The sequence below is a fragment of the Pseudomonas entomophila genome (genome assembly GCF_023277925.1).
In the GTDB taxonomy this organism is placed as follows: domain Bacteria; phylum Pseudomonadota; class Gammaproteobacteria; order Pseudomonadales; family Pseudomonadaceae; genus Aquipseudomonas; species Aquipseudomonas entomophila_D.
Genome location: NZ_CP063832.1, coordinates 1,797,737 through 1,820,250 on the forward strand (window position 1 = coordinate 1,797,737; position 22,514 = coordinate 1,820,250).

The 22,514-nt window shown below is 69.0% G+C and carries 2 protein-coding genes (1 of these 2 cut by a window edge); both read right to left on the bottom strand.

What is annotated here, in order from left to right; all coding sequences use genetic code 11:
* On the bottom strand, positions 1–14,511 hold the full coding sequence (locus tag IM733_RS07805; RefSeq protein ID WP_248920322.1) for a non-ribosomal peptide synthetase: 14,511 nt from the start codon (positions 14,509–14,511) through the stop codon (positions 1–3).
* A protein-coding gene (locus IM733_RS07810) for a non-ribosomal peptide synthase/polyketide synthase (RefSeq protein WP_248920323.1) crosses the window boundary here: on the bottom strand, positions 14,508–22,514 show its final stretch. It continues 17,481 nt past the right edge of the window; the window shows 8,007 of its 25,488 coding nt (coding positions 17,482–25,488); its start codon lies off the right edge, out of view; its stop codon occupies positions 14,508–14,510. Before IM733_RS07810 ends, IM733_RS07805 begins: the two co-directional genes overlap by 4 nt.

Sequence of the window (22,514 nt, forward strand, 5' to 3'; positions counted from 1 at the left end):
TCACGACAACCTCGTCTTCAAGGCCAAGGCCTGGCCGTCATGCCACCACGCCGCCAGGCTGAACACATCCGGCACCTTGAGGATGCTGAAGTGGTTGCCTGGCCCCTGCCACACCTCCAGGGTTGGCGTCAGTTGCCGCCAGCCCTCCTCCATGGCCCGTTGCTCGCGCTGGTTGCCAGCGGCATCCAGGGCCGGGTCGGTCACCAGCACCAGCCGCGCCAGGCCGTCGAAAGGCACCTGTGGCCGGTAGACTGTGCGCAACGCACTGGCGAAGGTGCGTACCACGCCCGCCAGGGCCAGGGGCGTGGAGCGCGACGGCAACAGCCCGACCCGCACCATGGCCCCGTGCAATTGGTTCAATTGCACATGGTCGTCCGCCTCGGCGAAGGCTTCGGCGGCAATGCCCAGCGACTTGCCGGTGGACAGCTGCAACGACTCGACCAGCCGCTGCAAGGCTTCGGTGAAGGTGTGCGGCTTGCCGCAACCGCCACCGCCGCCCGGCGCCTCGCTGTCGATCAGGGTCAACGACCGCACCTCGCGGCCCTTGGCCTGCAAGCGCGCCGCCATGGCATGCGCAACCCAGCCGCCAAACGAATGCCCGACCAGGTTCACTGGCCCCTGGGGGTAGAACGCTTCGATGGCCCGTACATGGCAATCCGCCGCGGCCTCCACGCTGCTGTGCGGCACTTCGCCTGCGGCCAGGCCCCTGGCCTGCAGCCCATGCACCGGCCAATCCTGGCCCAGGGCCTCGGCCAGCCCAATGAAGCTGGTGACGCTGTCCCCCGCGCCCGGCACGCAGAACACCGGCACATGCCCGGGCGTGCCGCTCTGGATCGCCAGCAGCGGCTGGTGGGCCGGCAACGCGTGGCCTTGCGCGGTCGCCATGGCCTGGGCGATGGCCTCGCCGAGCACCGCCGCGTTGGGCGCCTGGATCAAGCTCTGGTGGTCGCCGGGCACCGTCAGGCAGTGCAACACCTGCCCCGGAAGCGCTTCGGCCCAGCCCAGGGTCGGGCTGTCGCAGGCGACGCTGTTCTCGCGCTGCTCGGCCTTGAACAGGTGCAACGGCACCGGCAGCGGCGCCAGGTGGTAATGGGCCAGGGCGTGGCCGTGGGCGACATGGCGCTCGAAGAAGTGGCGCAGTTGCTCATCGCTGGCCTGGGCCAGGCCCGGTACCAGCAACTGGCGCTCGCGGCAGTGGGCGAGCAGCGCATCGAACGCCCTGTCGTCGCTTTGCAGTGCCTCGACTTGCGCCCGTTGCGCAGCCCCCGCCTCTCCCTGGTCCTGCCAGTGCAACCGGCAGTGCTGCAGCAATTGCGCCTCGGCCTGCCGCGGACCTTGCCAGCGCGCCTTGCCCTGGTCGACCAGGCGCGGCACATAGGTGTCGATCAGGCCGACGAAGGCCACCGCTTCGTCCGCCCCCAGCAACTGGGCGGCCACCTCGTACGCCAGCACCCCGCCAAACGACCAGCCGGCCAGGTGGTACGGGCCATGCGGCTGCACCGCCCGGATCCGCCGCACCAGGCGCGCCGCCAGGCATTCCAGGGTGTACAACTGCGGCTGGCCGACGGGGACGCCGGGTAGCCCGTAGATCGGGAAGTCACCCGGCACATGCCGGCCCAGGACCGGGAAGTACAGGTCCAGGCCGCTGAACTCGTGAAGCAGGAACAGCGGCGGCAGGCTGCCCTCGGCACGCACGGTGACCAGGCTGTCGTCGTCCGTCCGCGCCTCACGCTCGCCCAGGCACTCGGCCAGTGCGGCGATGTTCGGATGCTGGAACAACTCCGCCAGGGTGGTGCGCAGCCCGCTACGCGCCATCTCGCTCACCAGGCGGATCGCCAGCAGCGAATGCCCACCCAGCTCGAAGAAGTTGTCATGCCGACCGACCCGTTCGACCTCCAGCACCTGCGCCCACAACGCCGCCAGGGTATGTTCCAGGGCATTGGCCGGGGCCTCGAAGGCAGCCACCAGCATGTCCTGCGCGCCAGGCAGCGGCAGTGCCTTGCGGTCGACCTTGCCGTTGTTGGTCAGCGGCAGTGCCTCCAGTGCCACGAAGGCCGCTGGCAGCATGTACTCCGGCAGCCGCTCGCGCAGGAACGCCCGCACCTTCAGACCGTCGAGCGCCGGGTCGTGACGGGTGAACCAGGCCACCAGGCGCAGCGGCCCCTGTTCCAGGCGCAAGGCCTGCACCACCCCTTCATCCAACCCCGGGCATTGGGCCAGGTGCTGCTCGATCTCGCCCAGCTCTATGCGGAAGCCACGGATCTTGACCTGGTCGTCGTTACGCCCCAGGCACTCCAGCTGGCCGTCCGGGCGCCAGCGCGCCAGGTCGCCGGTACGGTACATCCGCGCGCCGGGAACAGCGCTGAACGGGTCGTCGAGGAAGCGCTCGGCGGTCAGTTGCGGGCGTTCGAGGTAACCCAGGGCCACGCCGTCGCCGCCGATGTACAGCTCCCCGGTCACCCCTTCGGGCAGCACCCGGCCCTGGTGGTCGAGCACATAGACCGTGGTGTTGCCAATGGGGCGGCCGATCGGCACGTGCTCGGCATCCTCGGCCAGCGCCCGCACTTCATGGGTGGTGGCGAAGGTGGTGGTTTCCGTGGGCCCGTAGCAATGCACCAAGCGCACGTTCGGCGCCTGGGCCAGCAACGAACGGAAGGCGCCGGGGTCGCCACGCTCGCCGCCGCACAGCAGGATGCGCAGCCCGGCCAGGGCTTCGGGGATCAGTTGCACGTACTGGTTGAACAGTGCGGTGGTGACGAACAGCACGCTGGCACCGCCCTCGCGCAAGGTGGCGCCGAAGCGTGCCGGCTCCAGCAGCGTCTGGTGATCGATCACCAGCACCTGGCCACCGTTGAGCAGCGCGCCCCAGACATCCAGGGTGGCGGCGTCGAACGCCGGGTTGGCGGCGAAGGCGATACGGTCCTGGGCATTGAAGTCGGCGTAGCCGTTGTTCAGTACCAGGCGGGTGATGCCCCGATGCGCGACACGCACCCCTTTCGGCGTGCCGGTGGAACCGGAGGTGTACATCACGTAGGCCACGTCGGCGGCGTCCACGGCCAGGCCCGGGTTGTGCCCGGGCTGGTCGTCGAGCGCCAGGCAATCGAGGTCGACGCGCCGCACACCCAGGTCCGCGGCAATACCGCCAAGGGTCAGCAGCGCCACCGCCTGGCAATCGAGCGCCATGAACGCCTGGCGCTCGGTGGGCGCGTTGATGTCCAGCGGCACATACACCGCGGCGCATTTGAGCACTGCCAACTGGGCCACCAGCAATGGCAGCGAGCGCGGCAGCAGGACCGCCACGTGGTCACCCGGCGCCACGCCTTCGCCGATCAGCCAGTGGGCCAGCTGGTTGGCCTGCTCGTTGAGCTCGCCGTAGGTCAGCTGGCGTTCATCGTGCACCGCGGCGGGGGCCAGCGGGTGACGCGCCACGCGCTGTTCGAACAGGCGCTGCACCGGCTCTTCGCGTGGGTAGTCGCGGTCGCTGGCGTTGTACTCGACCAGCAAGCGCTGGCGCTCCTCGGCCGGGACGATGCCGAGCCGCTCCAGGCCCTGCTCCGGTGCCGACTCCAGGGCTTGCAGCAGCCCTTGCACAGCGTGTTCGAGATAACCACACAAACGACCGGCGTCGATGCCTGGCGCGCACTGGGCGGAGAAACAGAAGGCCTCGCCCAGGTCGTCGATGCTCAGCACCAGCGGATAATTACTGCCTTCACGGGCTTGCAGCAGCTGGATGCCCGCCCAGGCCTGCGCGGCCTGCGCATCGGCACGCACAGCCGCAGCGCTGTGGCGATAGTTCAGCAAGGCACCGAACAGCGGCGCCCCGGGGGGCAGTGCACTGCAACGCTGGGCCAGGGCGAGCTGGGCATGCTCATGCACCAATAGCCCGGTCAGGCGGCGATGGGTGTCGAGCACCGCCTCGCGCACCGACAGCCCGCTGACATCCAGGCGCAGCGGCAAGGTGTTGATGAACATCCCCAGCGCCCGCTCCACCCCTTCGCCACCCTGCAGCCGGCCCAGCAACACCGTGCCGAAGACCACGCTGTCGCGCCCCGACAGCTGCCCCAGTACCAGCCCCCAGGCCAGGTGCAGCAGGCTGGCGGCGCCGACGCCAAGCTGGCGGGCCTGTTCGCGCAGCCGGCGTGACAGCGCATCGTCCAGCATTTGCCGGACCTCGGCCTCGGCGTCCTGGTGTGGGTGTGGATGGGCGCCGTAGGCCAAGGTCGGCTCGTCGATGTCGCCCAGCTGTTCACGGAAGTAAGCCTCATGCTGGGCTTCATCCGCGCCTTGCAGCACCTGGGCGATGTAGTTGCGGTACGGCACTGGCGCGGGCAACTGATGTGCTTTACCGAGCAGGCAGGCTTGCAGTTCGGCACGCAGTACGTCTTGGGCGACGTGGTCCATGACCATGTGGTGGAACAGCAAGGTCGCCTTGATCGCACCGTTGCCCTGGGCCTGGTGGTGAACCAGGCGCAGCAGGGGGGCGCGGGTCAGGTCCAGGCGCAGGGCTGGGGTTTCGCCGTCGCCGATGGCCACGACTTCCAGCGGGGCCCGGCGCCAGACCACCTGCACCGGCTGCGCCAGGCCCTCCCAGTACAGCGAGGTGCGCAGGATGTCGTGGCGCGCGATCACCTGGTCCAAGGCACGCTGCAAGGTCGCCAGGCGTTCGGCATCATCCAGCAGGAAAGTGACCTGCTGGACATAGGGGTCGGCCCCCTCGCTGGCCAGGTGGTGGAAATGAATACCTGCCTGCAAGGGGCCCAGGGGGTAGATGTCCTGCACATTGGCGGTGCCCCCCGGCACGCTGGCGACGATCCGGTCGATAGCCTGTTGCTCCAGCGCGACCAGCGTCAGCAGCTCCGGCGTGATGTGGGTGCAGTCGTCACCGATGCGATTGGCCGGCACCTGCGTCTCGGACGCCTGGCCGAGGGTGGCGGCCAGGGCCGCTACGGTCGGCTTGTCGAACAGCACGCGGATATCCACCGTCATGCCTTGCGCACGCAGACGCGAGGTCAGGGTCACGGCCAGCAGCGAGTGGCCACCCAGCTCGAAGAAGTTGTCGTGCCGCCCTACCCGCTCCACCCCCAGCAACTCGGCCCAGAGATCAGCCAGCAGTTCCTCGGTCGCGCCTTCGGGCGCCTCGTAGGCCCGGCTCTGCATCATCTCCGGCACTGGCAGCGCCTTGCGGTCGAGCTTGCCGTTGGGGCTCAGCGGCAGCGCCTCCAGGTGGATGAACTGCGCCGGCACCATGAACTCCGGCAGCCGCTCCAGCAGCGCCGCGCGCAGGACCTCTGTGGCGTGCGGGGTGCCGGTGCAGTACGCCACCAGGCGCTGCTCGCGGGCCAGTACCACCGCCTCCTTGACCCCCTCGATGCGCGTCAGGCAGGCCTGGATTTCGCCCAGCTCGATGCGCAGGCCACGCAGCTTGACCTGGTCGTCGTTGCGCCCCAGGTACTCCAGGTTGCCGTCGGCCAGGTGCCGCGCCAGGTCGCCGGTGCGGTACAGCCGCCCGCCCGGGCGGGTGCCGAACGGGTCGTCGAGGAAGCGTTCGGCGGTCAGTTCGGCTCGGTTCAGGTAACCGCGGGCCACCTGCACCCCGCCGATGTACAGCTCGCCCGCCACCCCTTGCGGCACCGGCTGGCCGTGGCCGTCCAGCACGTACAGCGTGGTGTTGGCGATTGGCTTGCCGATCGGCGTGTTATCCGGCGCCGTCGTGCAGTGCCAGGCACTGACGTCCACCGCCGCCTCGGTCGGGCCGTACAGGTTGTGCAGCTCGACCGTCGGCAGTTGCGCCTGGAAGCGCCGCACCAGCGCGCCGGGCAAGGCTTCGCCGCTGCACAGCACGCGCTTGAGGCGGTCGGCCTGGACCGCGCCATGGGCGAGGAATACATCCAGCATCGAGGGCACGAAGTGCAAGGTGCTGACCTGCTCGGCGCGAATCACCTCGCGCAGGTATTCCGGGTCGCGGTGGCCACCGGGCCGGGCCATGACCAGGCGCGCGCCGGTCTGCAACGGCCAGAGGAATTCCCACACCGACACGTCGAAGCTGAACGGGGTCTTCTGCAGCACCACGTCGTCCAGGCCCAGCGGATAGGCGTCCTGCATCCACAGCAGGCGGTTGACCACCCCGGCGTGCTCGTTCATCACGCCCTTGGGCAGGCCGGTGGAGCCGGAGGTGTAGATCACATAGGCCAGGTGGCGCGGGGTCAGCCCGGCCAGCACCGGGGCCTGCGTCGGTTGCGCCAGCCAGCTCGGTTGGTCGAGGTCGATCAGCGGCACCGTGGCGGCCTCGGGCACGTGGCGCGTGGCCGCGTGCACCAGCACCGCCACCGGGGCGCTGTCACTGAGCATGTGGCGAATGCGTTCGGCCGGGTACTCCGGGTCCACCGGCACATAGGCGCCGCCGGCCTTGAGGATGGCCAGCAGGCCGACCACCATCGCCAGGCTGCGTTCGACGCAGATCGCCACGCGGTCGTCGGGTTTTACCCCCAGGGCGAGCAGGTGATGGGCCAGGCGGTTGGCCTGCTCGTCGAGCTGGCGATAAGTCAGCGCGCCCTCCTCGGCCTTCACCGCCACCGCGTCCGGAGTCCGGCGCACCTGGGCTTCGATCAGCCCGTGCAGGGTTTGCTCCAGGTCGTAGTCCACCCGCGTGTCGTTAAAGTCCACCAGCAGTTGCCGGCGTTCCGCAGCACCCAGCAATACCGACTCGGACGGGATCACTTCACCCGAAGCGATGAAGCTCCACAACAGTTGCTCCAGATATCGGGCATAGCGCTGCACCGTCTCGTGGTCGAACAGCGCCGTCGCGTAGACCAGCGCGCCGACGAAACCGTCGGTACTTTCGCCCATGCTCAGGCTGAGGTCGAACTTCGCTACGCGAGCCTCGGCTTCCAGCAGCGAAAGCGACAACCCCTCAAGGTGCAGCGGCGGCTGGCCAACGGTGCCGTCCCAGTCCAGCGCGGCTTGGTACAGCGGCGTGTGGGACAGGCTGCGCGGTGGGCGCAGCAGCTCCACCACTTGCTCGAACGGCACATCCTGATGGTCCTGGGCGGCGATCACCACCGCCTTGACCCGGGCGAGCAAGGTGCCCAGGTCCGGCGCCCCCGAGGTGTCGATGCGCAAGGCCAGGGAGTTGACGAACAACCCGATAAGCCCCTCGACCGCGGTTTGCCGACGGTTGGCCACCGGCGTACCGATTACCACCTCGGCCTGCCCCGACAGACGCGCCAGCAGCACCGCCCAGGCGGCGGTGAACAGCATGAACGGCGTGATCCCGTGGTGCTGGCAGAGCGCCTTGAGCTCGGTGCTCAGGCGTGGGTCCAGGCTCAGGTCGACACGCTCGCCGGTGTAGTCCTGGTGCGGCGGACGCGGCCGATCGCTGGGCAGGGCCAGCAACACCGGCGCACCGGCCAGCGCCTGGCGCCAGTAGTCGCCCTGGCGCTGCAACTCGTCCCCCGTCAGCCAGCGGCGTTGCCAGATGGCGTAGTCGCCGTACTGGATCGCCAGGGGTACCAGCGGGTCCTCGCCACCGGCGGCGAATGCCGGGTACAAGGCCGCCAGTTCCTGGGTGAGCACGCCCACCGACCAGCCGTCGGCGACGATATGGTGCAGGGTGAGCAGCAGCACGTGGTGGTCCGGCGCCAGGCACAGCAAGCGGCCACGGATAGGTAACTGATGCGCCAGGTCGAACGGCAGCGATGCCTCCTCCTGGGCCAGCGTTCGCAACAGCTGCGGCTGCCCGCGCAAGTCGTGCCAGGCCAGGGCGAAGCCGCCGTGCCCGGGCACCACCCGCACCCGCGCTTCGGCGCCCTCCTGGTTGAACTGGCTGCGCAGGCTCTCATGGCGTTCGACGATGCGCGCCAGGGCGCGCTCCAGCGCCGTGCGCTCCAGCGGCCCACGCAGCTCCAGGCCCAGCGGAATATGGTAGGCGGCGCTGGCATCGCCCATCTGCGCCAGGAACCACAGGCGCTGCTGAGCAAACGACAGTGGCTGCGACTGGCCCCGCGCCGCCGCTTCCAGCAACGGCAACGCCCGCCCCTGGTTGCCCGCCAATGCCGCCGCGACGGCCTGCAGGCGGTCATCGGCGAACAACGTGCCCAACGCCAGCTCCAGGCCCAGGCGCTGGCGCAACTGGCCGACCATGCGCATGGCCAGCAGCGAGTGGCCGCCCAGCGCGAAGAAGCGGTCCTGGCGCCCGACCCGCTCGACCTGCAGCAGCTCGCTCCAGAGCTGGGCCAGGGCAATTTCCAGTTCACCTTCGGCCGCTTGGTAAACCTGCTCGGCCAGCGCCTCGCGCTCGGGCGCCGGCAGCGCGCGGCGGTCGACCTTGCCGTTGGCGGTCAATGGCCACGCCGCGAGCCGCACCAGCGCCACCGGCACCATGTAGGCTGGCAGGCGCTGCTGCAACAGCGCGCGCAACTCGGCGGGCGTCGGCGCCTCGTCCCGGGCGATGAACCAGGCCACCAGCCGTGGCTGGCCCGCTTGCTCCTCGCGGGCCAGTACCAAGGCCTCTTCGATACCGGGCACTTGCAGCAATTGGGCTTCGATTTCACCGAGTTCGATGCGCAGGCCGCGCACCTTCACCTGGTCATCGTTGCGCCCCAGGTACTCCAAGGTGCCGTCGGTGTTCCAACGCGCCAGGTCACCGGTGCGGTACATCCGCGCCCCCGGTGTTTCGCTGAACGGGTCTGAGAGGAAGCGGGCCTCGGTCAGGTCAGGGCGGTTGAGGTAACCCCGCGCCACGCCCGCACCGCCCACATAAAGCTCGCCCGCCGCACCGGATGGCACCAGTTGCAGGGCCTCGTCCAGCAGATAGGCGCGGGCATTGGCGATCGGCCGGCCGATATCCAGCGCGCCGCCCGGCAGTACCAGCCCGGACGTGGCGACCACAGTGGTTTCGGTGGGGCCGTAGTTGTTCACCACCACGCAGCCCGGATCGCTGTTGAACTGGCGCAGGCGATCGCCGCCGATCAGCAACACGCGCAAGGTCGGATGGCGCAGCCCTTGGCTGAAGGCGTACTCGGCCACCGGGGTGGGCAGGAAGGCCACCTTCAGCGGCTGCGCCAGCCACCAGGCCAGCAGCGCGTCGAGCTGCTCGTTGCCCAGCGGCTCTGGGGGCAAATGCAGCACCGCGCCGGCGCACAGGGCCGGCCAGACCTCCCAGGCCATGGCGTCGAAGCCAAAGCCGGCAACGCTGGCGGTGTGGTCCCCGGCCCTCAGCTCGAAGGCCTTGCGGTGCCAGTGGATGAGGTTGGCCAGGGCCCGGTGTTCGACCATCACCCCCTTGGGCTCGCCGGTGGAGCCGGAGGTGTAGATCACATAGGCCAGGTGAGCGGGGGCCAGGCCCGCGACCACGGGGTTGTCGGGGCGCGCCGGCCAGTCGGGCTGGTCGAGGGCCAGTAAAGGCACCTGCAGACCTTCAAGACGCTCGAACAGCACCCGCTGGGCCAGCACCGCCACCGGCGCGCTGTCGCTCAACAGGTAACGCACGCGCGAGTCGGGATGGGCGGGATCCACCGGCACGTAGCCGGCACCGGCCTTGAGCACCGCCAGCAAGGCGACCAAGGTGTCCAGCCCGCGCCGTGCCACCACCGCCACGCGGTCGTCGGGGCGTACGCCCAGCTCGATCAGGCGATGGGCCAGGGCATTGGCCTGGCGGTTCAGTTCGCCATAGCTCAGGGTTTGCTCGCCGGCCTTGGCCGCCAGGGCTTGCGGCGCCTGGGCCACCTGGGCCTCGAACAGCCCCGGCAGGGTCTGGCCACGGGGGAAGGCCCGTGTCGTGTTGTTGAAACCATGCAGCAGGCGCTTGCGCTCCGCGTCACCGACCAGCGCGACTTCGGCCAGCGCTTGCCGGTCATTGTCCACCATGGCCTGCAGCAGCGTTTCGAAGTAGCCGGCAAAGCGCTGCACGCTGGCCTGGTCGAACAGCGCGGTGGCGTACTCCAGGCTGCCGACCAGCGCCTCGCCCTGCTCGCCCATGTTCAGCGACAGGTCGAACTTGGCCACCTGGATGCCCTGCGCCACCGCCTCCAACTGCAGCCCTGCCAACTGCAGGACGGCGCCATCGCTGGCCAGCCAGTTGAGGGTGGTCTGGAACAGCGGCGTGTGGCTGAGGCTACGTGCCGGGCGCACGATCTCCACCACCTGCTCGAACGGCAAGTCCTGGTGCGCCTGGGCCTGGAGCAGGCGCTGCTGCACCTGGGCCAGCAAGGCTGCGGCGCACGGCGCGCACGCCAGGTCGATGCGTATTGCCAAGGTGTTGACGAACAGCCCCACCAGGGGCTCCAGTTCGGTGCGGCCACGCCCGGCCACCGGGCAGCCCACCACCACCTCGGCCTGGCCGGCCAGGCGGGACAGGGTCGTGGCCCAGGCACTCATCAGCACCGTGTACAGGGTCACCTGGTGACGTTGGGCCAGGGCCCGCAGGCCGGCCGCCAACTGCTCGTCCAGGCGCAGCACCAGGCTGGCGCCGCTGAAGTCCTGGCGCGCCGGGCGCGGCCGGTCGCTGGGCAGGCTAAGCAGGGTCGGCGCACCGTCCAGGGTTTCACGCCAGTAGTCGGCCTGGCGCTGCAGTTGCTCGCCCGCCAGCCAGCGGCGTTGCCACACAGCGTAGTCGCCGTACTGAATCGCCAAGGGTGGCAGCGGGTCTTCCTGGCCCTGGCACAGGGCCGGGTACAACACGCCGAGCTCGCGAGTCAGCACACCCAGGGACCAACCATCAGCAATGGCATGGTGCACGGTCAGGGCCAGCACATGGTGCTGCTCGCCCAGCTGCAACAAGCTGGCGCGCAGCAATGGCCCGGCGACCAGATCGAACGGCGCGACGGCCTCGTTGCGCAGGCGCGCGGGCAGGTCTTTGTGTGCCAGTGCCTCGCGGCGCAACCAGCCCGGTTGCGGGGTCGCATCGACGCGCACTGCGGCGCTGTCGCCACAGGGCACGAAGCGGCTGCGCAAGGTTTCGTGGCGCTCGACGATACGTAGCAAGGCACGCTCCAGCGCCGTAGCATCCAAGGCACCTCGCAGGCCCAGGGCCAGCGGCATGTTGTAGGCCTGGTTGCCGCCTTCCAGCTGGGCCAGGAACCACAGGCGCTGCTGGGCGAACGACAACGGCAGGGCCTGCTCGCGATCGATCGCCACGATCGCTGGGAGGTCGCTGGCACTTGCATTGGCCAGCACCTGGGCCAGTGCGGCCAGTTCGGCATTGGCGAACAGGTCGGCCAGGGCCAGTTCCACGCCAAGGCGCTGGCGCACCTGGGACACCAGGCGCATGGCCAGCAATGAGTGGCCGCCCATTTCGAAGAAGTGGTCGTGGCGGCCGACCCGCTCGACCTTGAGCAACTCGGCCCAGATCGCCGCCAGGGCGGTTTCCACCTCACCCTGGGGTGCCTCGAAGCCTCGGCGGATCACGTCTTCGTTGCCCGGCTGCGGCAATGCGCGGCGGTCGAGCTTGCCGTTGGCGGTCAGTGGCAGAGCCTCCAGTTGCACATAGGCCGACGGCAGCATGTAGTCCGGCAATTGGCCTTGCAGTTGCTGGTGCAACTCGGCGATTGCTTCATGGCCGGTGAAATAAGCCACCAGGCGCTTGTCGCCCGGGGCGTCCTCGCGCAGCACCACGGCCACGTCGCGCACACCTGTGCACGCCGCCAAACACGCCTCGATCTCGCCCAGCTCGATACGGAAACCACGCAGCTTGACCTGCTGGTCGGCGCGCCCCAGGTAGCGCAGGGTGCCGTCCGCCTGCCAGCAGGCCAGGTCACCGCTGCGGTACATGGTCCCGCCGTGGAACGGGTCGGCCAGGAAACGCTCGGCGGTCAGCTCGGGCTGGCCCAGGTAGCCCAGGGCCACGCCGTCACCGGCAATGTACAGCTCGCCCACCGCGCCCACCGGCAGCAACTGCCGACGGGCATCGAGCACATAGCAACGGGCGTTGCCGATCGGCTTGCCGATGGGGATGCTGCCCTCTCCCACGCTGACGATTTCGTGGGTGGTGCTGAACGTGGTGGCTTCGGTCGGGCCGTAACCGTTGAGCAGGTGTTGCGGCGCGCCGTCACGCAGCACGCGGGCGATGACTGCCGGGTCCAGCACATCACCGCCGACCATCAGGTAGCGCAGCCTGCGGAACGCCGGCAGCAGGTCATCGGCGAACTGGTGGAACAGCCCGGCCGTCAGCCACAGCACGGTCACGCCCTGGGCCAGCAGTGCGTCTCGGAGGGCCTGGCGCGACAGCACCTGGTCCTGGTCGATCACCACCACCGCGCCGCCATTGAGCAGCGGCGCCCAGACTTCCAGGGTACTGGCGTCGAACGCCGGGTTGGAGGCGAACGCCACCCGGTCCTGGCTGTTGAAATCGGCAAAGCCGTTATTGATGGCCAGGCGCACGATGGCCCGGTGCGGCACCTGCACCCCTTTCGGCATGCCGGTGGAGCCGGAGGTGTACATGATGTACGCGGCGTTGCCGGCGTCCACCGCCAGGTTCAGGGGCTCGCTGGCGTAGCGGCCGAGGTCGAGCCGGTCCAGCGCGATCCTACGTGCGCCCTCCACATCTGGCTGGTCACTGTGGGTCAGCAACACCACGGCCTGGCTGTCCGCGACCATGAACGCCTGGCGTTCGACCGGCGCATTGCCGTCCAGCGGCACGAACACCGCCGCGCATTTGCTCACGGCCAACTGGGCCGCCAGCAGGTCGAAGCAACGGGGCAGCAGCAAGGCCACCCGATCACCAGCCTGCACGCCCAGCTCCAGCAGATAGCCCGCCAGTCGATTGGCGTGCTGGTCAAGCGCGCGATAGCTCCAGTGGCGCTCGCCATGGATGACTGCCAGCGCCTCAGGGTTCAGGCTGGCGTGCGTCTCGAATACGGTATGCACGGCCCTGTCGCGTGGGTAATCGCGCGGGGTGTCGTTGAACAGCCGCAGCACTCGCTCGCGCTCGTTCGCCGGCAGCGCGACCAGGCTGTGCAGCGGTGTCGCTGGCGCGTGCTCCAGCGCCTCGGCCAGGTGTGCCAGGACAACCTGCAACAGCTGGCAAACCAGACGCCCGTCCACGCCCGGCACGGCCTGCACGGTCAGGGAGAAGCCACTGCCCAGGTCATCGACGCTGACCACCAGCGGGTAATTGGTGGCCTCGACGGAGTGCACGATCTCGATACCGGCCCAGCCGGTACGCAACACCGCCTCACTGCCCCCATGGCCACTGTGCCGGTAGTTGAGCAAGGTGTTGAATAACGGCGTCGGCGCCGCCACGCCACTGCAGCGCTGGGCCAGGGCCAGCGGTGCGTGCTCATGGCGCATCAGGGTGCTCAGGCGCTGGTGGGTGGCCTTGACCGCCGTGGGCAGGTCGCTGCCCACCAGCGCCACACTGAACGGCAAGGTATTGATGAAGATACCCAGGGCCCGGTCGGCGGCTTCGGCACCGACCAGGCGGCCCATCAGCACCGTGCCGAACACCACCTGGTCACGCCCGGTCAGCATGCCCAGCACCCGCGCCCAGGCCAGGTGGAACAGGCTGGCGACACTCACCCCCTGGGCCCGCGCCTGGTTGCGCAGGCCTTGGCACAGGGTCGGGTCGAGGGCCAGGCGCTGTTCGTCCAGCACCGCGCCATCACCCTGCACATCGCCCAGGCCATAGGCCAGGGTCGCCTCGTCGATCATGCCGAGCATGTCGCGGAAGAACACTTCGTGCTCGGCTTCGCTCACGCCCAGCAGCGCCTGGGCCACATGGTTGCGGAACGGCACCGGGCGACCCAGCTGTTGCGGCTGGCCTAACAGGAAAGCGAGCATCTCGTGGCGCACCACATCCAGGGCGCTGTGGTCCAGGGCGACATGGTGGAACTGCAAGGTCGCCCGCACCCGACCATCCGCCTCCTCAGGCTGGCATTGCAGGCGGATCAGCGGCGCCTGGGTCAAGTCGAAACCGGCCTCGGGCGCCTCGCCTTCGGCCAGTTGCGTCACCCGCAGCTCGGCCTTGCGCCACACCACCTGCAACGGCTGGTCGAAGCCCTTCCAGTGCACCGAGGTGCGCAATATGTCGTGACGCTCGATCACCCCTTGCAAGGCCTGGGTAAAGGCTGCCACGCGCTCGCGGCTGGCAAACACGAAGGGCGCCTGCATCACGTAGGGGTCATGCTCGCCGGCACTGGCGTGGTGGAACAGCATGCCTTGTTGCAGGGGCGCCAGTGGGTAGATGTCCTGTACGTTGGCGGCGCCACCAGGGATGGCGGCCACCAGGCGATCGATGTTCGCCTGGTCGAGCTCGACCAGGCTGAGCATGGCCGGGGTGATTCGCGTACAGCCAGGCAGGATGCGGTTTTCCGGCACCTCGACCGCGCCCTGGCGGGTGGCCACGTACTCACCACGTTCGAGCATCGCCAGCAGCGCCGGCTTGTGCTCGCGCAGTTGCGCCACCAATGCCACGTCGGTCAGGGCCTGGCGGTTACCCTGGACCACCAGCTGGCCATCCTTGAGCGCCAGTTGCACGTTGTTGGCTGTCAGTGTTGCCAGTAGTTCGTTGATGCTCACAGGACGATCTCCATTCTGTCTGTGATGGCGGCATAGCCTGCCAGCGTCGGTTGCTCGAACAGGGTGCGCACGTCGGCTTCCAAGCCGGCTTCGCGCAGCCGCGAGATCAGGGTCACGGCCAGCAGCGAGTGGCCACCCAGTTCGAAGAAGTTGTCGTGCCGCCCTACCCGCTCCACCCCCAGCAACTCGGCCCAGAGATCAGCCAACAGTTCCTCGGTCGCGCCTTCGGGCGCCTCGTAGGCCCGGCTCTGCATCATCTCCGGCACTGGCAGCGCCTTGCGGTCGAGCTTGCCGTTGGGGCTCAGCGGCAGCGCCTCCAGGTGGATGAACTGCGCCGGCACCATGAACTCCGGCAGCCGCTCCAGCAGCGCCGCGCGCAGGACCTCTGTGGCGTGCGGGGTGCCGGTGCAGTACGCCACCAGGCGCTGCTCGCGGGCCAGCACCACCGCCTCCTTGACCCCCTCGATGCGCGTCAGGCAGGCCTGGATTTCGCCCAGCTCGATGCGCAGGCCACGCAGCTTGACCTGGTCGTCGTTGCGCCCCAGGTACTCCAGGTTGCCGTCGGCCAGGTGCCGCGCCAGGTCGCCGGTGCGGTACAGCCGCCCGCCCGGGCGGGTGCCGAACGGGTCGTCGAGGAAGCGTTCGGCGGTCAGTTCGGCTCGGTTCAGGTAACCGCGGGCCACCTGCGCCCCGCCGATGTACAGCTCGCCCGCCACCCCTTGCGGCACCGGCTGGCCGTGGCCGTCCAGCACGTACAGCGTGGTGTTGGCGATCGGCTTGCCGATCGGCGTGTTATCCGGCGCCGTCGTGCAGTGCCAGGCACTGACGTCCACCGCCGCCTCGGTCGGGCCGTACAGGTTGTGCAGCTCGACCGTCGGCAGTTGCGCCTGGAAGCGCCGCACCAGCGCGCCGGGCAAGGCTTCGCCGCTGCACAGCACGCGCTTGAGGCGGTCGGCCTGGACCGCGCCATGGGCGAGGAATACATCCAGCATCGAGGGCACGAAGTGCAAGGTGCTGACCTGCTCGGCGCGAATCACCTCGCGCAGGTATTCCGGGTCGCGGTGGCCACCGGGCCGGGCCATGACCAGGCGCGCGCCGGTCTGCAACGGCCAGAGGAATTCCCACACCGACACGTCGAAGCTGAACGGGGTCTTCTGCAGCACCACGTCGTCCAGGCCCAACGGATAGGCGTCCTGCATCCACAGCAGGCGGTTGACCACCCCGGCGTGCTCGTTCATCACGCCCTTGGGCAGGCCGGTGGAGCCGGAGGTGTAGATCACATAGGCCAGGTGGCGCGGGGTCAGCCCGGCCAGCACCGGGGCCTGCGTCGGTTGCGCCAGCCAGCTCGGTTGGTCGAGGTCGATCAGCGGCACCGTGGCGGCCTCGGGCACGTGGCGCGTGGCCGCGTGCACCAGCACCGCCACCGGGGCGCTGTCACTGAGCATGTGGCGGATGCGTTCGGCCGGGTACTCCGGGTCCACCGGCACATAGGCGCCGCCGGCCTTGAGGATGGCCAGCAGGCCGACCACCATCGCCAGGCCGCGTTCGACGCAGATCGCCACGCGGTCGTCGGGTTTCACCCCCAGGGCGAGCAGGTGATGGGCCAGGCGGTTGGCCTGCTCGTCGAGCTGGCGATAAGTCAGCGCGCCCTCCTCGGCCTTCACCGCCACCGCGTCCGGAGTCCGGCGCACCTGGGCTTCGATCAGCCCGTGCAGGGTTTGCTCCAGGTTGTAGTCCACCCGCGTGTCATTGAAGCCTTGCAGCACTTGCAAGCGCTCGGCCGGGGCCAGCACCGGCAGTTGCAGCAATGGCTGCTCCGGCTGCTCGTCCAACGCCTGGGCCATACGCTGCAGCACCTGGCTCAACTGCTCGCAGATCCGCGCCGCGCCCACCTCGTTCGAGGTCATGGCCACCAGGCGGAAGCGCTCGCCGATGCTGTCCACGTTCACCCCCAGCGGGTAGTTGCTACGCTCCTTGCTCTCCAGCGTCTCGATGCCTTGCGCGGCCTGGCGCTGGGCCTCGCTGGCCTGGCTGCCGTGGCGGTAGTTGAGCATGGCGCTGAACAACGGCGTCGGCGCGGCCACGCCACTGCAACGCTGGGCCAACGCCAGCGAGGCATGCTCGTGGGCCAGCAACCCGCTCAGGCGTTGCTGGGTGGCCTGCGCCGCCTCGCGCAAGCTCATGCCCGTCAGGTCCAGGCGCAGGGGCAAGGTGTTGATGAACATGCCCAGGGCCTGCTCGGCCCCCTCGCCACCTTCAAGACGGCCCAGCAGCACGGTGCCGAACACCACGCTGTCACGGCCGCTGGCGGCGGCCAGCAGGCGTGCATAGGCCAGGTGGAACAGGCTGGCGACGCTGATGCCCAGGCGCCGGGCCTGCTGGTGCAGGCACGCGGCCAAGGTGTCGTCGAGCCACAGCTGCGCCTCTTCGATGCTTTGCACATCCACCTGCACGTCAACCAGGCCATACGGCAAGGTCGGCTCATCGATATCGCCCAGTTGCGCACGGAAGAACGCCTCGTGCTCGGCCTGGCTGACACCCAGGCGGGCCTGGGCTACATAGTTGCGGTACGGCACGCCGGGTTCAGCCGGTACCGGCGCCCCTTGCAGGTAGCCCGCCAGCTCACGACCGATCACCTCCATCGCCACATGGTCGAGGACGATATGGTGCAACCGCAGAGCCGCCAGCAGGCCGGGCCCGTTCGGGTCTTGCCAGTGGTACAGGCGCACCAGTGGCGCCTGCGCCAGCGGTAAGCCATGCGCCACTTGCGCCTCGTCGGCCACCTCGAGCACCGCCAGCGCCGTGCGCCGCCAGACTACCTGCACCGCTTGCGGCAGCCCTTCCCAGAGTACCGAGGTGCGCAGCACGTCATGCCGGCCGATGACCTTGTTCAGGGCATCGACGAAGGCCTCCAGCCGCTCGCGGCTGGCAAAGGCCATGCGCGAGCCGAGCACATAGGGGTCGTGCTCCGGCGCGCTGAGGTGGTGGTAGAGAATGCCCTCCTGCAACGGCGCCAGCGGGTAGATATCCTGCACGTTGGCCGCGCCACCCGGCACTGTGGCGACGATACGCTCGATGGCGGCCTGATCCAGCACCACCAGGGGCAGCATATCCGGCGTGATGTAGGTGCAATCGGCCGGGATCAGATTCGCTGGCACCTGCACCTGGCGGCTGTGGCCCAGGGTGGCCGCCAGCGCCGCCACCGTCGGCTGGCCGAACAGCGTGCGCACGTCGGCTTGCAGGCCGGCCTGGCGCAGGCGCGCGGTCAGGCTCACGGCCAGCAGCGAGTGGCCACCCAGTTCGAAGAAGTTGTCGTGCCGGCCTACTTGCTCGACACCCAGCAACTGCGCCCAGATATCGGCCAGCAAGCGCTCGGTCTCGCCCTGCGGTGCTTCGTACTCGCGCCCTTGCACGTCCGGCACCGGCAGCGCCTTGCGATCAGGCTTACCGTTGGGGGTCAACGGCATCGCGTCGAGGTGAATGAACAGCGCCGGCACCATGTATTCCGGCAACTGCGCCAGCAAAACAGCCCGCAGGTGATCGGCGGCCTGTGGCTCGCCGGTGTGGTACGCCACCAGGCGCGGGCCGCTGTGCGGGTGCTCGTGCACCAGCACCAGCGCTTCGCGTACACCCGCGATCCGGTTCAGGCAGGTCTCGATCTCACCCGGTTCGATGCGCAGGCCACGCAGCTTGATCTGGTGGTCGGTGCGGCCGAGGAACTCCAACACGCCGTCCTGGCGCTGACGCACCAAGTCGCCACTGCGGTACAGACGGTCGCCTTCGACGAACGGGCTGGCAATGAAGCGCTCGGCCTGTTGCTCCGGCAAGCCGAGGTAACCGCGTGTCACACCGGCACCACCGATGTGCAGTTGGCCAGTCACACCGAATGGCACGGGTTGGTCATGCGCATCGAGCACATACAAGCGGGTGTTGTCGATCGGTCGACCAATCGGCAGCGCACCGGACGGCAGCGGATCCTGCGGTTCCAGGGTCCAGGCACTGCAATCCACCGTGGTCTCGGTCGGGCCGTAGACGTTGTGCAGCCGCACCTGCGGCAGGCGCTCGCGCACCTGGCGGGCCAACGCCTCGGTCAGTTCGCCGCCACCGCAGACAATGTCGGTGAGGCTGGAGCAACGGGCGCTGCCCGCCTGCTCAAGGAACTGCTGCAACAGCGCCGGCACAAACTGCACCACACCGACCCGTTGTTGCTCGATCAGCTCGACCAGGTACTGCGGATCGCGCTGCCCATCCGGGCGCGCCAATACCAGGCGCAACCCGCTGCACAGCGGCCAGAACAGCTCCCACACCGAGGCGTCGAAGCTCACCGGGGTCTTGTGCAGCACGGCGCCGTCTACCGGGAACAACCCGGCACTCCAGTGCACCAGGTTCACCACGTTGCGGTGCTCGACCATCACGCCCTTGGGCACGCCGGTGGAGCCAGAGGTGTAGATCACATAGGCCAGGTGATCCGAAGTCAGGCCAGGCACCTGCGGGTTGCTGGCCGGCAGCGCCGCCCAGGTCGGCTGATCCAGGTCGACCAGCGTCGTCGGCGATACCACCAGGGCTCGGGTAGCCCCCTGCACCAGCACCGCCCGTGGCTGGCTGTCGCCGAGCATGTGGCTGATGCGCTCGGCCGGATAATCCGGATCGACCGGCACATAGGCACCACCCGCCTTGAGAATGGCCAGCAGACCAACCACCAGCGACAGGCCTCGTTCGACACAGATCGCCACCCGATCATCGGGTTTTACCCCGAGCGCAATCAGGTGATGGGCCAGGCGGTTGGCTTGTTCATTGAGCTGGCGATAGCTGAGCTCACCTTGCTCGGCCGTGACCGCTATCGCTTCGGGCGCCTGGGCCTCGATCAGGCCATGGAGCGTCTGCGCAACGTCACGGGATACCTCGGTGCGGTTGCACTCGGACAGCAGCCGACGGCGCTCCTCCTCCTGCAACACCGGCAATTGCAGCACTGGCAGCCGCTGCGCCTGGTCCAGCGCCTCGGCCATGCCGAGCAGCACCTGCCCCATCTGCCCGCAGACACGCGCCGCCCCTACGTCGGCCGGAGTCATGGCGACCAGGCGGAAGCGACCGCCGATATCGTCCACGCTGAGGCTCAGCGGGTAGTTGCTGCGCTCGCTGCTCTCCAGCGTCTCGATGCCCTGCAGGGCCAGGCGCTTGGTCTCGCTCGCCTGGCTGCCGTGGCGGTAGTTGAGCATGGCGCTGAACAGCGGCGCCGGCGCGGCCACGCCGCTGCAACGCTGGGCCAGGGCCAGCGAGGCGTGCTCGTGCACCAGCACGCCGCTCAGGCGCTGCTGGGCGGCCTGGGCCGCTTCGTGCAGGCTCAGGCCCGCCAGGTCCAGGCGCAACGGCAAGGTGTTGATGAACATGCCCAGCGCCTGCTCGGCACCTTCACCGCCTTCCAGGCGCCCCAGCAACACGGTGCCGAACACCACGCTGTCGCGGCCACTGGCGGCGGCCAGCAGCCGTGCATAGGCCAAGTGGAACAGGCTGGCGACGCTGATGCCCAGCTGGCGGGCCTGGCGTCGCAGGCGCGCGGCCAAGGCGTCATCCAGCCACAGCTGCGCCTCTTCGATGGCCTGGCCGTCGATCTGCACATCGCCCAGGCCGAACGGCAAGGTCGGCTCGTCGATATCGCCCAGTTGCGCACGGAAGAACGCCTCGTGCTCGGCCTGGCTGATGCCCAGGCGCGCCTGGGCCACATAGTTGCGGTACGGCGCGCCGGGCTCGGTCGGCAGCGGCAGGCCTTGCAGGTTGTTCACCAGTTCCTGGCCGATCACCTCCAGGGCGGTGTGGTCGAGGACGATATGGTGGAACTGCAAGGTCGCCAGCAGGCCTGGGCCCTGCGGGGCCGGCCAATGGTACAGGCGCACCAGCGGTGCCTGTGCCAGCCCCAGGGCATGGGGCACCGCCTGCGCGTCGGCCACGGCGTACAGCGCAAGCCGGGCCTGGCGCCAGACCACCTGCACCGGCTGCGGCAGGCCGTCCCACAGCACCGAGGTGCGCAAGGCGTCGTGACGGGCGATGACCTTGTCCAGTGCCTCGGCAAAGGCATTCAGCCGCTCAAGGCTGGCAAAGGCCATTTGCGAGACCAGCACGTAGGGGTCGTGCTCCGGCGAACTGAGGTGGTGGTAGAGAATCCCCTCCTGCAACGGCGCCAGTGGGTAGATGTCCTGCACGTTGGCCGCGCCACCCGGCACCGTGGCAACGATCCGCTCGATATCGGATTGTTCCAGCGCCACCAACGGCAGCATGTCCGACGTAATTTGCATGCAACCGGCCGGAATCAGATTGGCCGGCACCTGCACCCGACGGTTCTGGCCGAGCGTGGCCGCCAGCGCCGCCACGGTCGGCTGGCCGAACAGCGTGCGCACGTCGGCTACCAGGCCCGCCTGCCGCAAGCGCGCGGTAAGGCTCACGGCCAGCAGCGAATGGCCGCCCAGTTCGAAGAAGTTGTCGTGCCGCCCCACCTGCTCAACGCCCAGCACCTCGGCCCAGATTGCCGCCATCGCGGCCTCGGTTTCGCCCGCTGGCGCGACATAGGCCTGCTGCGCCTGGAGCAAAGGTTCCGGCAGCGCCTTGCGGTCGAGCTTGCCGTGAGGGGTCAGCGGCATGGCATCCAGGCGCGTGAAGGCCTGTGGCACCAGGTGCGCCGGCAGGCAGGATTGCAGTCCTTGCCGCAGAGCCTCGACATCGACCGGCGCCACCTCGGTGAACCAGGCCAGCAGGCGTTCGTTGCGCACCAGCACCACGGCATCGGTAACGCCCGGTTGGGCCTTCAGCGCCGCTTCGATCTCACCCAACTCCACCCGCACACCGCGAACCTTCACCTGGTCGTCGTTGCGCCCCTGGTAATCCAAGGTGCCGTCGGCGTTCCAGCGCACCAGGTCGCCGCTGCGATACATCCGCGCCCCCGGCTCGTCACTGAACGGATCGGCGAGGAAGCGCTCCTCGGTCAGGTCGGGACGGTTGAAGTAGCCTCGGGCAACCTGGGCGCCGCCAATGTACAGCTCGCCGATCACACCCACCGGTACAGGCTGGCGGTGTTCGTCCAGCACATAGGCGCGGGTGTTGGCGGTTGGCTTGCCGATATGCAGCACACCGCCTGGTTGCAGGTGCCCGGAAGTCGCCACCACCGTGGTTTCGGTCGGGCCGTAGTTGTTGACCAGGGCGAAACCTGGGTCGCGGTCGAACTGGCGCAGGCGGTCACCGCCCACCAGCAGCGTGCGCAGGGTCGGGTGCTGACGCTCGCGACGCAGCGCCTGCTCGGCTACCGGCGTAGGCAGGAAGCTGACCTGCAACGGCTGCTCCAGCCACCAGTCGAGCAGTTCGTCCACGTGCTCGCCGCCGATATGGGCAGGGGGCAAGTGCAGCACCGCCCCGGCGCACAGCGCTGGCCAAGCCTCCCAGGCCATGGCATCGAAACCGAAACCCGCGACGCTGGAGGTATGGCCGCCCGCCCCCAGTTCAAAGGTATCGCAGTGCCAATGCACCAGGTTGGCCAGCGTGCGGTGCTCGACCATCACGCCCTTGGGCTGGCCGGTGGAACCCGAGGTGTAGATCACATAGGCCAGCTGACGGTCATCCAGCCCCGCCACGACAGGGTTGCTGTCCGCTTCACCGCGCCAGGCCTTGCCGTCCAGTGCCACGGTCGCCACCTCGCCCACCAACGCGGTGGTGGTCGACTCGACCAGCACCAGCGCTGGCCTGCTATCGCTCAGCAGGTAAGCGATACGGTCGGCCGGATAGGCCGGGTCGACCGGCACATAGGCGGCACCGGCCTTGAGCGCGGCGAGCATGGCCACCAGCCGTTGCGGCCCCCGCTCAAGGCACAGCGCCACCCGGTCGCCACGCAGGACGCCGCGCTTGATCAGATGATGGGCCAGGCGGTTGGCGCGCAGGTTCAGCTCGCCGTAGCTCAGACGCTGTTCACCCTGCACCAGCGCCAGTGCTTGCGGCGCCGCGCTGGCAAAGGCCTCGACCTG